Origin of the sequence: Amphritea atlantica (assembly GCA_024397875.1) — a bacterium.
Classification (GTDB): domain Bacteria; phylum Pseudomonadota; class Gammaproteobacteria; order Pseudomonadales; family Balneatricaceae; genus Amphritea; species Amphritea atlantica_B.
This window is the reverse complement of record CP073344.1, coordinates 559,972-578,736: the sequence shown is the minus strand read 5'-3', so window position 1 is coordinate 578,736 and position 18,765 is coordinate 559,972. Positions and strand designations below refer to the sequence as shown.

Annotated in this window: 21 protein-coding genes; 6 read left to right on the top strand and 15 right to left on the bottom strand. The window is 50.2% G+C overall.

The window, feature by feature from the left end; genetic code table 11:
- Nucleotides 1-9: 9 nt before the first annotated feature.
- From KDX31_02555 to KDX31_02540, 4 genes are read right to left on the bottom strand one after another with little or no spacing between them, the layout of a single operon-like run.
- Nucleotides 10-411 carry a CBS domain-containing protein gene (locus KDX31_02555; protein ID UTW03932.1) on the bottom strand — a complete coding sequence of 134 codons (402 nt, stop codon included), beginning with the start codon at nucleotides 409-411 and terminating at the stop codon, nucleotides 10-12.
- A complete protein-coding gene (locus tag KDX31_02550; GenBank protein UTW03931.1) occupies nucleotides 408-758 on the bottom strand; it encodes a P-II family nitrogen regulator in 351 nt (116 codons plus the stop codon). Before KDX31_02550 ends, KDX31_02555 begins: the two co-directional genes overlap by 4 nt.
- A 9-nt stretch (nucleotides 759-767) precedes the next feature.
- Entirely contained in the window at nucleotides 768-1,568 is an 801-nt protein-coding gene (locus tag KDX31_02545; GenBank protein UTW03930.1) for a DUF1538 domain-containing protein, read from the bottom strand.
- Nucleotides 1,568-2,269 (bottom strand): DUF1538 domain-containing protein, encoded by a 702-nt coding sequence (locus KDX31_02540; GenBank protein UTW05270.1) that lies wholly within the window; start codon nucleotides 2,267-2,269, stop codon nucleotides 1,568-1,570. The genes KDX31_02545 and KDX31_02540 overlap by 1 nt, the downstream gene beginning before the upstream one ends.
- Before the next feature lie 328 nt (nucleotides 2,270-2,597).
- Between KDX31_02540 and KDX31_02535 the strand changes: the two genes are divergently transcribed.
- The gene (locus KDX31_02535) at nucleotides 2,598-3,668 is read left to right on the top strand and encodes a DUF3549 family protein (GenBank protein ID UTW03929.1); all 1,071 of its coding nucleotides are present in this window, start codon (nucleotides 2,598-2,600) and stop codon (nucleotides 3,666-3,668) included.
- Nucleotides 3,669-3,778: 110 nt separating this feature from the next.
- On the opposite strand, the gene KDX31_02530 is transcribed toward KDX31_02535, so the two are convergent.
- The 4 genes from KDX31_02530 to purU form a co-directional block, all read right to left on the bottom strand.
- Nucleotides 3,779-4,438: a hypothetical protein gene (locus KDX31_02530; GenBank protein UTW05269.1), complete on the bottom strand. Its 660-nt coding sequence runs from the start codon at nucleotides 4,436-4,438 to the stop codon at nucleotides 3,779-3,781.
- A 58-nt stretch (nucleotides 4,439-4,496) separates the two neighbouring features.
- On the bottom strand, nucleotides 4,497-5,402 hold the full coding sequence (locus KDX31_02525) for a hypothetical protein (GenBank protein UTW03928.1): 906 nt from the start codon (nucleotides 5,400-5,402) through the stop codon (nucleotides 4,497-4,499).
- 248 nt (nucleotides 5,403-5,650) lie between these two features.
- The gene (locus KDX31_02520) at nucleotides 5,651-6,058 is read right to left on the bottom strand and encodes a CBS domain-containing protein (protein UTW03927.1); all 408 of its coding nucleotides are present in this window, start codon (nucleotides 6,056-6,058) and stop codon (nucleotides 5,651-5,653) included.
- A gap of 169 nt (nucleotides 6,059-6,227) precedes the next feature.
- Entirely contained in the window at nucleotides 6,228-7,082 is an 855-nt protein-coding gene (purU, locus tag KDX31_02515) for a formyltetrahydrofolate deformylase (GenBank protein UTW03926.1), read from the bottom strand.
- Between the two features lie 240 nt (nucleotides 7,083-7,322).
- On the opposite strand from purU, the gene KDX31_02510 reads away from it, so the two are divergent.
- The 4 genes from KDX31_02510 to nfsA are packed head-to-tail and all read left to right on the top strand — an operon-like array spanning nucleotide 7,323 to nucleotide 11,090.
- Entirely contained in the window at nucleotides 7,323-8,885 is a 1,563-nt protein-coding gene (locus KDX31_02510) for a thymidine phosphorylase family protein (GenBank protein UTW03925.1), read from the top strand.
- On the top strand, nucleotides 8,866-9,750 hold the full coding sequence (locus tag KDX31_02505) for a ribose-phosphate pyrophosphokinase (GenBank protein ID UTW03924.1): 885 nt from the start codon (nucleotides 8,866-8,868) through the stop codon (nucleotides 9,748-9,750). The genes KDX31_02510 and KDX31_02505 overlap by 20 nt, the downstream gene beginning before the upstream one ends.
- Entirely contained in the window at nucleotides 9,747-10,349 is a 603-nt protein-coding gene (locus KDX31_02500; GenBank protein ID UTW03923.1) for an alpha-ketoglutarate-dependent dioxygenase AlkB, read from the top strand. The genes KDX31_02505 and KDX31_02500 overlap by 4 nt, the downstream gene beginning before the upstream one ends.
- Nucleotides 10,350-10,352: 3 nt before the next feature.
- Nucleotides 10,353-11,090, top strand: coding sequence for an oxygen-insensitive NADPH nitroreductase (gene nfsA, locus KDX31_02495; GenBank protein ID UTW03922.1), 738 nt, complete (start codon nucleotides 10,353-10,355; stop codon nucleotides 11,088-11,090).
- A gap of 62 nt (nucleotides 11,091-11,152) precedes the next feature.
- Here nfsA and KDX31_02490 read toward each other — a convergent pair whose 3' ends face one another.
- The 6 genes from KDX31_02490 to KDX31_02465 form a co-directional block, all read right to left on the bottom strand.
- Complete coding sequence (locus tag KDX31_02490) at nucleotides 11,153-11,899, bottom strand: transglycosylase domain-containing protein (GenBank protein UTW03921.1); 747 nt, start codon at nucleotides 11,897-11,899, stop codon at nucleotides 11,153-11,155.
- The gene (locus tag KDX31_02485) at nucleotides 11,878-12,372 is read right to left on the bottom strand and encodes a hypothetical protein (protein ID UTW03920.1); all 495 of its coding nucleotides are present in this window, start codon (nucleotides 12,370-12,372) and stop codon (nucleotides 11,878-11,880) included. The genes KDX31_02490 and KDX31_02485 overlap by 22 nt, the downstream gene beginning before the upstream one ends.
- Before the next feature lie 107 nt (nucleotides 12,373-12,479).
- Nucleotides 12,480-13,469: a DUF1353 domain-containing protein gene (locus KDX31_02480; protein ID UTW03919.1), complete on the bottom strand. Its 990-nt coding sequence runs from the start codon at nucleotides 13,467-13,469 to the stop codon at nucleotides 12,480-12,482.
- A 123-nt stretch (nucleotides 13,470-13,592) separates the two neighbouring features.
- Entirely contained in the window at nucleotides 13,593-14,876 is a 1,284-nt protein-coding gene (gene ltrA / locus KDX31_02475) for a group II intron reverse transcriptase/maturase (protein ID UTW03918.1), read from the bottom strand.
- Between the two features lie 532 nt (nucleotides 14,877-15,408).
- Nucleotides 15,409-16,485, bottom strand: a complete 1,077-nt coding sequence (locus tag KDX31_02470) for a hypothetical protein (GenBank protein UTW03917.1) — start codon at nucleotides 16,483-16,485, stop codon at nucleotides 15,409-15,411.
- The gene (locus tag KDX31_02465) at nucleotides 16,454-16,654 is read right to left on the bottom strand and encodes a hypothetical protein (GenBank protein ID UTW03916.1); all 201 of its coding nucleotides are present in this window, start codon (nucleotides 16,652-16,654) and stop codon (nucleotides 16,454-16,456) included. The genes KDX31_02470 and KDX31_02465 overlap by 32 nt, the downstream gene beginning before the upstream one ends.
- 1,052 nt (nucleotides 16,655-17,706) lie before the next feature.
- Here KDX31_02465 and KDX31_02460 point away from each other — a divergent pair.
- A complete protein-coding gene (locus KDX31_02460; protein UTW03915.1) occupies nucleotides 17,707-18,177 on the top strand; it encodes a chemotaxis protein CheX in 471 nt (156 codons plus the stop codon).
- 127 nt (nucleotides 18,178-18,304) lie between these two features.
- Here the strand turns inward: KDX31_02460 and KDX31_02455 are convergent, their stop codons facing one another.
- On the bottom strand, nucleotides 18,305-18,748 hold the full coding sequence (locus tag KDX31_02455) for a flavodoxin domain-containing protein (protein ID UTW03914.1): 444 nt from the start codon (nucleotides 18,746-18,748) through the stop codon (nucleotides 18,305-18,307).
- Nucleotides 18,749-18,765 lie beyond the last annotated feature (17 nt).

The window sequence follows — 18,765 nt, the reverse complement described above, 5'->3', positions numbered from 1 at the left end:
TATCCGCTATCACTCAGTCAGTAAGCCATCGAGTACAATCTGGTTATACCCCACAATACCCATCACTTCGCCATTATTTAACACCGGCGCCATCGCCAGACCAAAATTATCAAACAGCCGGGCACAGTAACGTACATCCATCTGCGGATCGACACAGATCACCGGCTTGGTCATCACCTCATAGACATTCACCCGCTCGGGAGGACGATCCTGGGCCAGCACCTTCTTGGCGATATCAGAGAGCAGCAGAATGCCGTATTCATCATCATCGTGGCGCTTATTTACCAGCAACGCTGAGACATTCTCATGCTTATAGAGCTTAATCGCTTCTTTGATCGTGATCAGACCATCCACCATGGCAAAATCTTTTGCCATCACATCCTCTACCCGGATTACTTTGCGCTTGCTCATACCTCATCCTCGACTACGTTTGCCAGGGTTTGAATCTGGTGGGCAACCCCCACAGCATCTTCAACATCTAACTGAATGGCGATCCCCCGCCCGGGCATATCGTCAAAATCAGCTACCTCCGAAATCGTTTCCAGAATTTTCCGGCTCAGATGTTCTTCCACAATGAACAACACCACATCCCGCTGGGTTTCCAAAGAAAGGCCCAGAAACGTCTTGGTCCTGGTCAGCCCTTCACCGCGGGCATTGTTGATGACCGTTGCGCCGGTAGCCCCCGCTTCACGGGCAGCCTTCATCACGTCGTCGGTTTTGGAATCTTCAACAAACACTACTAACAGCTTGAAGTGCATATTCCCGTCCTATTCCTTATTTACCATTTCTTCGCGCTTGCGTCTGTCGCGAGCGGCAACCATCTCAGTAATCTGCGCATATCCCATTACCGTTATCATCGGAAACAGGCTGGCAAACGCTATCAAACCAAAACCATCAATCAATGCACTGCGTCCGGGCACCGTACTGGCAAGCCCCAGTCCCAACGCAGCCACCAGCGGCACAGTCACCGTTGAGGTGGTGACACCGCCGGAATCGTAGGCTAGCGGTACAATCAGTTTAGGCGCAAAAAAAGTCTGAATCACGACAAAGATATAACCGGAAATGATGAACCAGTGTATCGGATAACCGGTGACAATCCGCCAGGTTCCCAGACTAATACCCACCGCAACCCCCAGCGCCACCGCCAGACGTAAGCCCCATACACCGATGGCACCACCGGACACTTCATTCGCCTTGATCGCAACAGCGATCAATGAAGGCTCGGCAATCGTCGTACTGGCCCCTATCGCAAATGCAAATATATACACCCAGTAATAATCAGACCAGTGCAGCGTCTCATCTGCCGTGGCGACACTGCCACGAATAAAGTCAGGATCGGTCAGTTGCTGCGCCATCAACTCGCCGATTGGAAACAGCGCTTTATCCAGCCCTAAGAGAAACAGCGCCAGACCCACAATCACATAAACAAAACCAATCAAGACCCGCTTAAGGTGAGGAATCGGTCGACGAATAACCAGTAACTGAAAACCAAAGATAATAACGATAATCGGCATCACATCTTTGATCGTTGACAACAAAATAGTAAATAGCTGGATCAGGGTCTCCATCAGATCACCATTCCGTATGCCATCACAAAGATCATCGGCGTCAGGGAAGCAAAAGCAATCAGACCGAAGCCATCAACCATCGGATTGCGCCCCTCAATGGAGGATGCCAGCCCGACCCCCAACGCGGTCACCAGCGGAACGGTAATGGTGGAGGTCGTCACACCGCCCGAATCGTAAGCAATACCAATAATTTCACGGGGGGCAAAGCCGGTCATGATGATCACCATCACATAGCCCACGGCGATCATATAGTGGATCGGCCACCCCTTCAGAATACGGATAACCCCCACTACAATGGCGAGTCCCACAGAAAATGCCACGGTATACCGGAGCCCGGATGCGTAGCTGGATTTTGCTGAATCAGTCGCCTCAATCATCCCCCCCTCTGCCGCCACGGTCGCGGCTTCAGCGGCCACCGCGATCAGAGCAGGTTCGGCCACCGTTGTGCCAAACCCCAGAGAGAAAGCAAATAATAACAACCAGAAGAGACTGCCTTTACGGGCAAATGCGTGAGCTAATACCTGGCCAATGGGAAACAGCCCCATTTCCAGTCCGTAGATAAAAAAAGTCAGACCCGCAACCACACACAGCAGACCCGTTAGTAAGCCAACCAGATCGGGGACGGGTTGCTGCAGCACCATCAGCTGAAAGAAAGCAATCACCAGCACTATCGGCAGGAGATCTCTTACACTCCCGGCCATCGAACGCCCGAGGGCGACAAACACATTACTCAATTGAGCTCCTTTAGCCGGTCTTCGTTTCCCTGTACCGGTTCAGCTGAACCAACACACTTGCGGTTGCATAAAAATCACAAGCCCATAACTAATCATATAAAAAACGCTCCTGCACCTACAGTAGTTTCACTGCCAATATGGTTATTAAACGAATTTATATCGCCACTAAGTCATTCAGATTAAAACGATAAAGCCCTTCAACTGCAGATGAAACAACAACCATAGCAAGCGTCACTGTATCTGCATCGCAGGCACTGTTAAAATAGCCTCCGTTTTTACCTTACCAGGCAGCAGAATGGCACATTTCGAAACTCTGACCGATTTTATCCGGCAAACTGAAGCACAATTCCGAATCTTTGATATGGGTCGCTGCATCAGCAAGCTATCTCCAGACAGCTTTCACAAAGTAGAGCTGGGACAGATCCCCTATCCAAAGCCATTCCTGCATCAGGCCTGGATCGCCATTCTCATGTGGAATCCAAAACAAGCGGATGAAAATGTCGTCTGGTTTCTCAAACTCCCCCTGGATGAACAGGGGTTTCTGGTGCAGGCGGCGCGGGATGATTTTCTCAACCGGCTATTGCAGAATCTGACCAACAGCATGGGCAAAGGCCCGCTGGATCAACCTGCCGATGCCTCAGAATATCGCGATGCCCTGAAGGACAACCCGTTCAGCTTTACCCCGGACCAGGAAAAAATGGCGGCCTTTCACGCAACCGCCACGCTGACCACTCGTCAGCCCGCGTCTTCGTTCTATGATGGGGCAAAGCAATATTTTCATGGCAAAACCGACCTTAACGGCTGGGACACGCTCGGCTATCAGGGTATCGCGGACTATGTGATCCGCTATCAGCAAGGCAACAATGAAGACAAACTGGCCGGAATATTCACTCAGCTACCCGATGTTCCCCTGGAAGCCGTTTGTACATCTCTCGAACATATTCAGCCCGGTGAGACCCTAAGCGAATCGATACGGGACCGTCTGACAAGCAGCGTCGCCGAAGACCGGGTATCTGCCAATCAGATCGGTGCGCTGCTGCGGGCCATATCCCAGACCCCGGAAAACGACCAGAAGATAGCCGCCCTGACTCAGGTACTGGAAAGTCGTTACGGTCGCGACCCCGAGGTCATAGCGGCTCTCGCCAGCCGCTGCTGGGCCAGCCTGCAATATCCGCAGCTGCTGAAACTGTTTCTGGAGACCCTGGCCGAAAACACTGCCGGACAAGCATGCTTTAACCGGGTGATGGCCGACCTGATGTTTATTCCGACCTTGCGGGCACTGACACTGCAGCAGTTCCGTTCACCGGAGCGCAGCGAAGCTCTGAGCCAGGCCATTGGCGGGATGTTTGGCGATGGGTTCTTATAATCGCTGCTCCGACATGGTTCTGAAGAAGCATTTGTCTGTTATTCAGACCTGTATAAAAGCAGGTCTGAATGTGCAGTCAGGCCCGGGCCTCTAATTTCCGGGCCTCTAATTTATTGATAATCATCCGGTAGCTTAACACTCAGTCCCCAGCTTTCAGCCCGCTGCTGACTGGCCTGACGAAAGCGTTCGCGGATATCAGTACCCGCAGGCTTGGTGAGATAGAACAGTAGTGTGCTGGCCTGTTCGGGACTCAGGTTCTGCTCCTCTCCCCAGCGCTGAATAAATTCCACCAGCGTGTTATCACTTTTGTCTTCCAGCGCAACGGGGACCTCTATAGAGAGATCTTCCCCGGCACGAACCCGGCGACAGATGACCTGATAATTATAGCGAAAATCGGGAAACACCCGATCCTCTGTTTCGCTACGCAGGCGGAACCAACCGGTGGCTTTGCCAGCATGATAGAGCGCCTCATGGGTCCAGTCATGCCGGGTCGGGTGGTCGGCATAACGGCAGACCTCCTCATAGGCGATCTTCGCCGGAGGCAGGCCAAAATCGCCGCTCTGCTCGTTAAGAATAGTGATAAATTCAGAGATAGTGGGCATCCACGCCAGCGTCTCTTTACAACGATTGATCGCCGACACCAGTTCCGCTTCACTATACCCCTGCATACTCAGTGCCCATTCGCGCTTAGCGATGCGGATCTCATCCTGAGTTTCAAAGCAGCTCTTAAATTTATGCCCGTAGATCGCCATAAAGCGGGCGAACAGCATATTGATCAGGGTTTTGGTTTCGTTGCTGATTACCGTGTTTTCGGCAGTCGCGTCAGGCTCACCAGTCGGTGTCCTTGATGTCCATGATGGCTGCGGTAACCCGCTGGCGCTTTTCCCGATTATCTGGGCGGGCGTTTTCATGGTTTACACCTTTATTCGATTCTTCTGCCCGCTGTTTGCGGGCATCACGTGTCTGTTTATTAATCCATTCCCGCTTAACCCAGGCAAGGAATTTCTGATCCCAATTGGATTCTTTGCGGTCTTTATCCAACCAGTAGAGAATAAACTCATCCAGCAATGCTTCTGCGAAGGGTTGAGGGATGCTGTGCCGGGGCAACATATCCAGCAACATCTGCGAAGGTTGCCAGCCCAGATACATTGTATGCAGCTTCTGGTTTTTTTGCTCAATCTCATTCAAGCGGCTGGCAAAGTCATTCTCTGCGGTGGTCTCACGACTGGGAGTAACCTGGCGGCTTTTCGACCAGCCAATACTGCCACCAAATGTCGGCGCAGGACCGGGTTTGCGCAGTTGAGCCTGATGTACCCGGCGGCTGATCTCACTGCGCTCCGGGGGTTGCTCCACTACCGGAAGTTCCTGAACCGTAACCCGCTGAGACACAGACTCATCCTCAAATACCGGCGCGGATGGCTCTGTTGCGTGCTGATCAATCGGTGTTGTCAGCGCCAGCTTAATTGCCCGACCATGACCAAAAGAAGCCTGAACATATCCCTGGGATACCAGACTACTGGTCACCATCGCCAGTTTTTCCTCGTCCCAGAAGTCGACCAGCGATAGCCACTCAGAGCGACTCAGTACCGCTGAGGAAAATCCGGACTTGTCGGGTAAGCCGTGAATCTGAATATAGTCGTGATATATCGCCAGAAGGATAGCCTCATCAGAGCCTGCCGTACGTGCCAGCGAAGGATAAAACAGTACGGGTTTTTCCGGAAAGCGGAAGCTCATAATGATTCCATAAATCAAACGCAGATACTAAAAAGATAACAAGACCGTCAACCTGTGTCCGCAGTCCAGCGCTTAAGCTATCAAGCGATAAGCTCTCAATATATAAGCTCCGCCAGCCAACGTTTAACACTTTATCTGACTGACTGAACCTTCATGGCCCACTGAGAAGCGCAGCATAATAAACACATATACCGGTTTTCTGGGATTGATCTCCAGAAAACCTGAAAGACGGTCTGATACAACTCTGATCAGCCGTCCTGAGCAAACTGCTCGACTGCACGCAGGACATCACGGCGACTGATCTGGCCGATCAGTTTACCATTTTTTATCACCGGCAAGCGACGTCTTTTATTGATAATAAACTCTTCTGCCACAGAGATGATGTCGGCGTCATGGGAGATAGTGTAGACCTCTGGTGACATGTAATCGCCAACTTTACCGCCCATCTCCTCTTCGTGATAGGTCAGCGTCAGAATCGCCTTAAGACAATCAGCTTCGGACAGCAGTCCAACCAATTCACCGCTCTTACCGATAACCGGGGCTCCGGTAATCCGATATTTCAGTAGCTGATTTATCGCTTCAAACAGGTCAGTTTCGGGCGTAAATGTAATCAGCTTTTCAGCCATATAATCGCTGGCTTTAACAGATCGCAACATCAAGTATCCTCCAAGCGGATATCAGGTAGTCAAACAGGGCAGTCGTCCCGGCTCTTTTTATCGGTGTTATCTTAGCTCAGGAGCATCTAACAAAACACTGTCCAGGGTCTATCAATTAGACGAATATATGCCTGAAATCAGTGATTATTTCGGAGGAGAAGCCCTCCCCTCAGTTAAATACAACAGTTTTATTACCGTGTACCAGCACACGATCTTCCAGGTGCCAGCGTAACCCTCGTGAAAGAACGGTTTTCTCCACATCCTTCCCCAGCCTGACCATCTCTTCCGGCTGATCACGATGACTGACACGCACCACATCCTGATCAATGATAGGCCCGGCGTCCAGCTCTTCGGTGACATAGTGACAGGTGGCACCGATCAGTTTAACACCCCGTTCATGGGCCTGATGGTAGGGTTTTGCACCGGCAAAGGATGGCAAAAAACTGTGATGAATATTGATGATCCGATGACGGTAGATATCACACACGGTACTGGGCAGAATCTGCATATAGCGGGCCAGCACGACGGTGTCAGCCTCGTGCTCAACAATCAGCTGATGCACCCGGTCAAAATGTGGCTGCTTATCATTCTGGTCGACCGGCACATGATGGTATGGAATACCGTGCCACTCGACCATGCTGCGCAGATCGTCATGGTTGGAGATGACACATGGGATCTCACAATCCAGCTCGTTTTCATGATAGCGATACAAAAGGTCAGCAAGACAGTGGGACTCGCGACTGGCCATCAGTACAACTTTTTTGGGCACCGATGAGTCGGCAATCTCCCATTGCATTTTGAATGACTGAGCGATCGGGGTGAACTGCTCAATCAACTGCTCACGATCAAAGCTCCCGGACGCCGTAACAATTTCAACCCGCATAAAAAACCAGCCGGTAGAGCTGTCAGAGTGCTGATTAGCATCGGCAATAGAGCCGCCATGACTGGAGATAAAATTACTGACCATCGCCACAATACCCAAGCGATCCGGGCAAGCCAGTATCAGTCTGAATCTGCGTTCCATCGTGTCCTACTTTTCTGTCTGTTTTTAAGTGAGCAACATTCTATCAGCTATCCGTACGCGCGCCACCTGTCTTATTGGCGAAGCCCTGAAACCATCCGAATAAGTAGCTAGATCATGTACAGGCCATAATATTGTCTGCTATAAACAGATCAAAAGACCATGATATCTGGCGACTAAACTTATTTAGCAGCCAAACTAAGCCACAACACGATTCAGGTCCGGACAGGGAGCACAGCAAAGATGATCTTCACCCCCGAACGCGCCACAACACTTCAGGCACGCAGGCTGGGTATTGATACCCGACAGGAACCGATAATCTATCTCAGGGCTGACAGCCCGGTATGCCGTTCAGAAGGGTTCTCAGCCCTGTCGCGGGTACAGGTACATACTGAACACTGCAAAACGATTGCAACACTCAATATCGTTACCAGCGAAATGTTACACCGGGGACAGATCGGCTTTTCCGAATCCGCCTGGCAGAGACTGAACCTGAATACCGGCGACACCGTGTGGTTATCCCATCCCCGACCGGTACAGTCGCTCTCTCACGTGCGGGCAAAGGTCTATGGCCACTTACTCGGCAAGCAGCAGTTTCAGGAGATCATCAACGATATCGTTGATGGCCGTTATGCCGATGTCCATATCGCCGCCTTCATCACGGCTTGTGGAGATGACAAACTCAATGATGCAGAGATTATCGCCCTCACCCAGGCGATGATCGATTCCGGTAGCCGCATCGACTGGGGACAACCCATGGTGATTGACAAACACTGCGTCGGAGGACTGCCGGGCAACCGGACCACACCGATTGTGGTTGCGATTCTGGCCGCCAGCGGCCTGACCATGCCGAAAACCTCATCCCGGGCGATCACCTCCCCCGCCGGAACCGCAGACACCATGGAAACAATTACCGAAGTCAGCCTGACCCTGGAGCAGATGAAACAGGTGGTGGAGCAGGAAGGCGCCTGCCTTGCCTGGGGAGGCTCGGTTCGTCTGAGCCCCTCCGATGATATCCTGATACAGGTCGAAAGGGCTCTGGATATCGACAGTGAAGGACAGCTGATTGCATCGGTTCTGTCGAAAAAAATTGCCGCGGGAGCCACCCATGTACTGATCGACATCCCGGTAGGACCCACCGCTAAAGTACGTACCCAGAAAGCCGCCGATAAGCTGGCTTCATCTTTCCTTAAGGTAGGCGAGCAACTGGGCATTAAGATTCAGATACTTTATACCGATGGTAGCCAGCCTGTTGGCAACGGTATAGGCCCTGCTCTGGAAGCCAAAGACGTTCTGGCGGTGCTGCAAAATGACACTGATGCACCACAGGATCTGAAACAAAGAGCCCTGACAATGGCGGGCACGATGCTGGAGATGGCCGGCACTGTAGAGCCTGATCAAGGCATAGGAAAAGCCACCACGGTTCTCGAAAGCGGACTGGCATGGGAAAAATTCTGCGCTATCTGCAACGCTCAGGGCGGCATGAAACAACCCGACGAAGCCCCCTATCTGTTCAAGCTGATGGCCGACAGAAAGGGAACCGTGACACAGGTTGATAACCGGCGCCTGGCTCAGGTAGCCAAACTGGCCGGTGCCCCGATAGACCCGACCGCGGGCTTAGAGATCCATGTCAAACTGGGGCAGCAGGTGTATCCCCATGAACCATTACTGACCATCCACGCGGAAAGTTCTGGAGAGCTTAATTATGCGGTCGACTATCTGGAAAGCCACCCGGACATTGTCTGCCTGAGTACGGATGAAGAGAGCAACCAGGGGGAGGACTCCGATGAAAACCATACTGATTAACCTGGAGTCTGATCCGCAACTGGAGGCTCAGCTCCTTGATGAACTCAAGGCTCAGAAAGGTGAGATAGAGTTACGCCGCTTCCCTGATGATGAAAGTTATCTGCGGGTTCTGACCGACTGCAAAGACCATAACGTGGTTATTTTCTGCAATCTCTACCAGCCGGATAACAAAATCCTGAGACTCCTGCTGCTCGCCGACACAGTACGACAGATGGGAGCCGTTAAAATCGGTTTGATTACCCCCTATCTGGCTTATATGCGGCAGGATAAACAGTTTCATGAAGGTGAGTGCGTCAGCTCCCGCCCATTTGCCCGACTGATATCAGCATCGCTCGATTTTATGGTCACTGTTGATCCCCATCTGCACCGTTACAACACACTGGATGAGATATACAGTATCCCTTCACGGGTGGTTCATGCCGCCCCGCTGATTGCCGACTGGATCAGAAAGAACATTAAGACTCCCCTGCTGATCGGACCGGACAGTGAAAGTGAACAGTGGGTCTCCAGCGTTGCTGAACTGGCAGGAGCACCCTTTCAGGTACTGAACAAGATCCGCCGGGGTGACTATGACGTCGAGGTCACACTGCCGGACGTGGAGCGCTGGCGTCAGCATACGCCGGTACTGGTCGATGATATCATCTCCAGTGGCCGGACCATGCTGGAAACCATCACTCACCTGCAAAATGCCGGAATGCCAAGGGCCACCTGCATCGCAGTACACGGTATTTTCGCCGCCGACGCCTATCAGCAACTGCAAACGGTTGCGGACGTCATCACCAGTCGCTGCATCCCCCACCCCAGCAGCCAGATCGAAATCGCACCCGCCATCGCGGATGCCGTCCGGGAATTACTGCAGGGATGAAAGAGCTTCAGATCCCTCAGGGGACGTTACTGCTGGAGCCGGATTTTATTGCCGATAATGAGGCCAACAACCTGTTTCAGTCACTTCAGCAACAGTTGGACTGGCAACAGGCAGAGATCAGAATGTTTGGCCGGATGGTCCGCATTCCCCGCCTGCAATGTTTTCAGGGAGATCCCGGCATCAACTATCGCTATTCAGGCCTGACCCTGCAAACCGAGCCCTGGCACCCGCTGATCCAGACGCTGAAGCAGCGCGTAGAATCATTCGCTGAGCACACGTTTAATACCGTGTTGATCAACTATTACCGCGACGGCAAAGACAGTATGGGATGGCACAGCGACGATGAGCCGGAGCTGGGCATAAACCCGGTGATCGCCTCCCTCAATCTGGGACAAGCGCGCCGCTTTCTGTTGCGCCACCGATTCGACAAAACCATCCCTCAGCGAGAGCTCTTGCTCAACAGTGGCTCTCTGCTGATAATGGCGGGTCAGTTACAACATTACTGGCACCACAGCGTGCCCAAAACCAACAGGCTGCTGGAGGGACGAATCAACCTGACCTTCCGGCATACCTTCACCACCGATACCCAGATGGAATAACCGATGAACGCCGTTATTGAGCTTCTTAACAGTCACCGATCAATCCGTAAATTTACCGATCAGCCCATTCCGCAGGAAACCCTCAAAACACTGGTACAGGCCGGACAGGCAGCAGCAACCTCCAGCTTCATCCAGGCCTGTACGGTGATCCAGGTAAATGATCAGGACAAACGCAGCCAACTAATGGAGTGCTCCGGCGGCCAGGCTTATGTAGCCGAGGCGCCAGTTTTTCTGGTGCTCTGCGCCGATATGCAGCGCCTTAAACTGGCCTGCGATATGAACGATGCCGACATGCAGTCAGGCTTCACCGAGCAATTTATCACGTCCACCGTCGATGTCGCCCTGTTTGCCCAGAACCTCGTCATCGCAGCAGAATCACTGGGACTCGGCATCGTCTATATCGGCGGCATCCGCAATCAGATCGCCCGGGTATCAGAACTGCTTGAACTACCGGAACTGGTCTACCCGGTCTTCGGTCTCTGCCTTGGCTACCCGGACCAGAACCCGGAAGTTAAACCCCGCCTGCCGGTAGACGTGGTACTGAAGCAGGACAGTTACAACGACAGCAATGATGGTGACACCATTGCCGAATATGACAAAGCCGTTCGGGAGTACTACAACACCCGCACCGGCGGTAATAAGGAGATGAGCTGGAGCGAACAGATGTCCGGCATGCTGGTAAAAGAGGCAAGGCCGCATATGTTGGCGTTTCTTAAAGAGCGGGGTTTTTTATTGAGGTAATTAGGGTCTGCTAGGCCCTAGTTTTGAAGCGGCCAGTCGCTAGAACGCGGCTTCGCCGCTCGCTAGACGTCACTGCGTGACTTGCTAGAAAAAGCGCCGACTTTTGGTGACCGCTTTCGAAGTCCAAAATGGATATTAACGCTTCGAGCAGCGGTGCGAAGCATCCGCTGCCTTGCCTTGTTAGTTGCATTTTTATGTCTATTTTTAATATAGGCAACCCTACGATCAACCTTTCCTTTCCATCTGGAAACTTCAGTAGAAGGTTTTGGGTATTTTAATCGTGAAACAATTACGATTATTTGTTTTTCGGATGCTTTCTTCAGGCTATGTCTCAATATACTTTCAATACCCTTTGCTCCATCACAATTATGACCATAATAAGCTATTGCTAAATATGCTTTAGCAACTTCCGCTTTGCTTCGTTTTTTTGTGAGTAGTACCGCCAGTATCTGCTCTTTCAATTTTCTTAGGATTGAATATGAGTAATCGCCAGTCACAACACGAACAAATTGCTGCTCTATCGTACTTGCCCCTTGAGTTTCTCCGATCAATATTCCACGAATCAAAGCTCGAAGAATACCAATATGGTCAATTCCGTAATGAAACTGGGATCTGTGGTCTTCGGCCGCAATTAAATAGGATATGAACACGTCAGGTATTTCATTGTTTCTCTCATCAACAACCTGAATACATTTACGCATTTTTTCCTTGAAGTTAAAGACACCAACTTTCAAAAAAAGATAGCCGATGAAGTAAACGGGCAGAGTCAAAAGATAATATATAAATCTCAAAAGGGTTCTCTCTGACATTTAACAGTGCCATCTTGGTTTGCTACCATGGAATTGAAAGCTCCAATCATTTCAGAATCTGATTTAACCAATAAATCATAGAAGTTTGTTGATTCTCTTCCGTGACCATTTTCCACTGCATGAAGATACACCCGGTCTTTCCCTAAATAGTTTTTCTCAATATATCCTTCTATCTGCGATCTAGTTCGATCCTTGCCGTTATACTCACGCTCACCGGTAGTTGAAATCTCATATATTTTTTCAGCACTACCCTTTAAGGTATTTCCTTCTTTCCAGATTATTACCACATATCTAAGGATCATATTTTTGTAAGGGTTATAGGCCGTATTTACAGTAACCATTTCCAAATACCACCTTCCAGTAATCTCAGGAATAGGAAACAGCTTCTCCCTTGCCCAAAAGAATAGGAAAGTTAATACAATACCCCCGACTATTGTTGCGATGATATCGGCCCAAAAACTTCCAAAGTCCATAACCTCTCCTTGATTGATATGAGCAACTAATGCCCGCGTTCACCGGCTTGTCTGGTGCAACGATTTGTTAGCCCTCGTTGCTCCGTACAGGCATATCCAACCCACGGCTAAAGCTCTTCTCGAATGACGATGTCAATTCGTCTATTTCGCGCTCTATCCTCCGCAGTATTGCCAGCAGCCACCGGGCTGGTCTCACCGTATCCTGTGGTGGATATTGCGGATGGTTCAATGCCCCGAGCCATTAGCCGCTTTGCAGTAGCGTCTGCCCGACGCTGAGAAAGCACGAAGTTCATTTCTGACGATCCCGTGCTGTCTGCGTGCCCTTCAACAGTGATTGATATACCTGGAATATTTCCAAGCGTAGCGCTCACCTTGTCGGCAACTTTGGTAACGTGACCGTCCGCAACAACACTTGTACCGACTGGAATCGAAACCCGAATTGCATCATCAGACTCATTGATAGTCGCGAGCCCACCAAGAGCCTCAACGAGCACTTCTACTGGATCGTCAGCGCGTGCTACAAGGCTGCTGCTATCAAGCGCCTCCAGTTCGGAGATCTCAATATCCGGCTCATCGTAGATCAAGCTTTTCCATCGCCGGACGAATGATCTCATTACCCCCTCTCGGCATGGAAAAAGCCGAACTCCAAGATCAGAACCCCAACGCGGCCCACACTGATACACCGCCGCGTACATTATTTTTGCCCTCGGCACACTAACGCCAGAGCACCTCATAGCTGCGTAAAACATCTTGTGGACTGCCCTCCACTCTTGGGTCTCATTTTCACACTCAACATCGTGAGTGACAGAGGCTTTTCGATACAAGCCTACAAATGGACTTCCAATAAACGACCACAAAACTTGAGGAATCGAAGCGCCATCGACTACAGACCCTTCTGGAGCAAGCCACGCCTTCGAATATGCGTCTGTGTAAACGTAGTCCACTAGCAACCTCATATTGCGCCCATCTTCCAGCCATTCCGCACGTATCGCGCCATCGCAGCTGCCAAACTCCGCACCCGTAGCATTTCCGGAAGTGAGCAGCATTAGAAGTGTTAAGGACCTGATGAACTTGATACTTCTCAGATGATTTCGCATCCAGTTACTCCCTATGCTTCGAATGAGGGCTAATCGGGATAGGGAGGCACCTCACAGTGCCCCTCCTCCCACACCACCGGGCATACGGGTCACGTACCACGGCGGTTCATCCCCTCATCTTTATCACGCTGCAAGTGATGGCAGCCCCAAGCCTTTAAAATATCTGTTTGGCAATGCCCTATAGAGTGCAGGACTTTTGCTTAAACGCCAAGACCCATGGGCCGATTTCGCCGTATTCCAGGCCGTCCACCGGTCTACTCCCAGTCGGCGCAGTTTACGATAGCCACTACGGCCCCATTGCTTCCAGATATAACACCGCAACTTCCGTCTGATCCAGACGTCGATGTCGCGCAGCGGGCTCTGCACCTCGGCTACGCCGAAGTACGCTTTCCAACCAAGCAGGTATTTCCTTAAGTCTGCGATGACATGTGACAGTTGATGGCCTCTCGTTCGACGGCTCAGTTCCCGTACCCGCTGCTTCAGTTTCACCAGCGCCTTGTCGGCCACTTTGATCCTGTTGCCGCGTCGGGGACTGACAGTAAATCCCAGGAAGCTCCGTTTCCAGGGCCGGTCTACCGCGCTTTTATCTTCGTTTACCTTGAGCCGGAGGTGGTATTCGATATAGCGTTGTACACTTATTTTGATCCGCTCCGCCGCTCGATGACTGCCCGCAAAGATCTGGCAGTCGTCGGCGTATCGGCTAAAGCGGTGACCTCGTCTTTCCAGTTCCCAGTCCAGCTCGTCCAGTACGATGTTGGCCAGTACCGGCGACAACGGGCCGCCTTGCGGTACGCCCTCTCGATTCGAGATTGTTTGGCCATCCTTCTGAATTGGACTGGTCAGGTATCGTCTGACCAGCTTCAGCAGCGTCGGGTCCTGGATGCGTATCTTCAGTCGTTCCATCAGCCGGTCATGGTTGACGGTGTCGAAGAACGCTTGCAGGTCCAGGTCGATCACCCAGCTCTTCCCGTTCACGATTGTGTCCTGGGCATGCCGCACAGCTTGCTGAGCATTACGCTGAGGCCTGAAGCCGTAGCTGTTGGGGTGGAAGGTCGGCTCCCAAAGGTCGCTGATAATCTGAGCTATGGCCTGCTGGATAAAACGGTCGATGACCGTCGGTATCCCCAGTTTGCGCATTTTGCCATCGGCCTTTGGTATCTCGACCCGTCTGACCGGTTGCGGTCGGTAGCGACCCTCGATCAGGCGCTCCTTGAGGTCCGGCCAGTGGGCGTGCAGATAGGCCGACAGTTGCTCTGTCGTCATCCCGTCGACGCCCGCTGCGCCTTTGTTGCGTCTGACTTGTTTCAGCGCACGTACCAGATTGTTCCTGTCCAGCACTTGCGCCATCAGTGATGACTCGATGATTGGCAATTGGAGGGGAGTTTCGGATACACGGGCTTCACCCATCGCCGTTGGCGATGCCTCGTCTGAGGATCGGTCAGGTGCTATGTCCATGTTCTTATACTCTGTCCATGCCGGTGATGTTCGGGCCTTCGGTAGTGAGAGTCATACCTACTATGCCCTCTGCTGACTTCTGTACTGCGGTCACGCAGAATTGCTTCAGCGTCAGTTGTTCCTTCAACACAATACAGACCTCCCAGGGTAAGACACTTAACTTTCCTCGCGTAGACGCCGGATTTATAAAACATAAGCCAGATGCAGATGGAGGGCTTAGCAGTCACGTGCCCGCTGGCCCCACTTATGTCACACCTCATATCCGGTTCTTGTTCATCGCCCCGCGATTTTGCCTTGAGCTTCCTCCAGCCAGCTCCTCGCGGAACTAACCTTGCCCTTTGGCTAACCTTCGGCTCTGCGAATACCTGGTACGAGGACTTTCACCTCGCTAGTTAAGTGCCATGCCTGGCACACACGCCTCAATAACCGGCGCAGCTTTGCTGCGTCCGGCACCGAAGGCGCGAAGTTGATTGATTTGTTAGAATTATTTTATCCATATTGACAAATCCATTGTTTCGCCGATTTTCCTTCGATAATTCGCATGCGCAATAGCAATACCTACACTAGTTAATTCAAATTGGTTAAATGGTGAGTTTTTCCACACATCGAAAACTCTTTCCATTTCAGGTATCGCTTCTATTAATATTCCCTTTACTTCATTCGCTGCCTTAGTCGAGGACTCAAAAAGCTGCTTCAGCTTTTGCTTAACCTCAGCGCTGATCCCGTTTCTATCGGCGACTTGTTCAAGCACATCGTCATCAAGAACACTAATTTGAAATTTTTCTGGATCGTGAAAACACTTTATAACTAGCCCATGAAGATTGACTCCTTCACCTATTTTCTCTTTTAGCTCTTCTTCACTAAATCCTTTAGAAAAAAATGGTTTATAGGTATTTCTTAAATTTGCTTCAAGTTGCCCATAGCTTCCTGCTCGGACGTGACCACAGCCTAAGTATTCAAGATGAGTAAAATCGGAGTTCTTGTCAGAAAGCTTTTCAATAAAAGGAATGACCCTTTTTCTAAAGTGAGCCAACAATCCTTGATAATTTTGTATATCAAGTCTTCGATGACTTATCAGTAAAAAACTTAGCGTTAATGTATCGAACTGTTCTAGAGTTAATTTAGGTGCTATCCCAAGCGATTCATCCAGTACGATTTGAACCATATCTCTTTTAGGTGCGGCAGCTCTATCAACTAGGATATCAACTAAAAGGTCACCCAAATCTTGATCGCCACTAATGGCATATTGCTTTTGAACAGTAAACAATGCGTCTTGGAGGGCGGGCGTTTGAAACTCACCTAAAGACTCGGGATGGCGAGCTCCCAGCTGAGAAATTACTTTTTCTGTTACTTCTTCTGCTCGATTTTGAGCAATAAGTGCAGCCTCTTGCTTAAGCTCAATAAAGTTCGCTTTAAATACGTCATTGGCAATCTCTTTAGCATCTGAGTATGAGATACCTTGATTTACTATAACTTGCTGCCCTTGCAGGTTTGTTGAATTGTCACCAGAGTCTTGCTTTTGGCTTGACTTATTTATCATTTTTTTGAGTAAACTCAACATTGCCGCCCGCCTGAATGTTCGTAGAGTTATTCCCAGAACGCTGCTTCTGTGTAATCCCGCTTGATACTTTTCTTTTAAAAAGAGCAATTATTCCGCCAAGCACAAAAATCCCCGCTCCACTGAATACCCAAGTGTAATTATTGTTAATCCATTCTGTTATTGTTTCCAATGAATCCTCCGAAAATTCTAACAGCTAATTATAGAGACCTTTGGCACTATATCTCCCGGGCACTATAATTCTGGGAATTCGATAGACCAAAAATCAACTTTATTTATAAAATCAGCAGGTTAGCGACAATAAAGAGAGGCATTTTAAAGAATTATAGTGCCTGTAAAGGCTGCGTCCCTGCCATAAACCTGCCTCAATCATAATATTCACATTCAGTTAAATCAAAGCGTTAGTTCAATATTTTCCTTGCTCAAGGGAAAGGGGGTCCCTTGAATTGGGAGTATCGACATATAACAACCTCAATACTGCTGTATATAAAAGCCAAAAATCTGAGTGAATTATCCACAGCGAATAACGGGAAGCGGTGAGACTGTACAAGAGGCGCTTTCTCTGTGACCCCGGTTTTCTTAGCATGCCCTTTGGGTACTGTGGTGAATTTTTGAAGCCTCAGAGCCGTTCTGACGCAGAAAACGCTGTGATCTAGAAGCATCAAAACATAACGGGAAATTCAGACGCAAAAGATCGCCCCTGGAAGGGGCTCCAAAACCCACAACTCCCACTTTTTCGAGCAACGAATAAACGTTAATTGAGCTTCCTTTATTCGGCCCGGTTGCTGATGTAACTTCCGGTAAGCATCACTAAGGCGCCCAGTGAAACGGGCCTATTCCATCGGTTCGCCGTAAAAAGAAAGTCAATCCCGGCCAACAGGGTCGGAACCAAAGCTTCAAACACCTGCTTTAACCGTTTGGGAATCAATATCCACTTTTGACACAGCCAACATGAAAGAAGAACGGTTAATAGTTTGATGCTTTTCCAGCAAGGAAAAAAGTTTCCATCTGAGAACTAGCGAGCTGCGAAGCAGCGGTCTGCTTTTCACCTTCCCCATTGTGGTTAGTATGAACCGGACGTTGTCCGCTGTTTTTGCTAAATTTGATTCCTTACAAATTCAATTTTTGTATCAATACCGGTTCTTCAAAAGAAAACCGGGTATGGTGCAGCCTGTTCGACAGTAAGCAGGTCTTTAGCTGTTTTTTCAAAGGGTAGTAACCATTATGAAGTTTGCATACGTTAACCCGTTTTTAAAATCCATGGTGAATGTTCTGTCGACCATGGCCAGCATCGAGTGTATAGCGGGAAAAGCCTATCTTAAAAGCTCCGCCAGTGCCGAGGGACATGTGACCGGCATTATGGGGTTAGCCGGACCTCATGCGAAAGGCTCATTTGCGGTGTCCTTCACTCAGTCAGTGATTCTGGATATTACCGAGCGGATGCTGGGAGAAACCCTGACCACGATTGATGAGACCGTCACCGATATGGTGGGGGAGTTAACCAATATGTCAGCTGGCGGAGCGGTGGCACAGCTGTCGCAAAACGGTTATGACCTGAATATGGCAACCCCGGTGGTTGTCAGCGGTGAATCACACCATATCAATCACTCGTCTTCAGGCCCGATTATCGTTGTTCCCTTTAGCACGAATGCGGGTAATTTCTTCGTGGAAATCTCGTTTGTGACGATTGAATAGTACATCAGAAAGTCATATCAAAGAGCACGTTAAAACAGCACATCAAAAGCGTAGCGCAGCAACTGATTAATAAAGGGTTAGCGCTGCCGCGACCTTCTGACCCGAATTGATAGTTGTGAAAAATGCTTCAAAGCTTTTCTACCCAGTTATCGATCCATTCAGCGGCCGCTTCATCGGCATCCGGCGTTTCACAGCTATCGATAAACAATGCCTGGCCGACCGGTTTAGCTCCCAGATCATGCATCAGTTCATTCATCTGTTTACCGCCTTCTGCAAACGACTCATAGGAGCTGTCTCCCAGCGCGATAAGACCGAAACGAACCGCTGAGAAATCTGGTCTATGCGCCCGCAACTGGTCATAGAGCGGCTGAAGATTTGCCGGAATGTCCCCCTGACCAATGGTCGCAGTGCAGATCAGTATTACATCCGGGTGATCGGTCACCTGCTCATAGGTCGGTTCATTCAGCAGTACGGCCCGGTGACCCAGGCGGTTGAGCTGTTCGGTACAGTCATCAGCCAACAGGCTGGCATTACCATAAGTCGAACCCACCACAACTAAAATATCTGCCATCTTTTCCCACCCTCTGC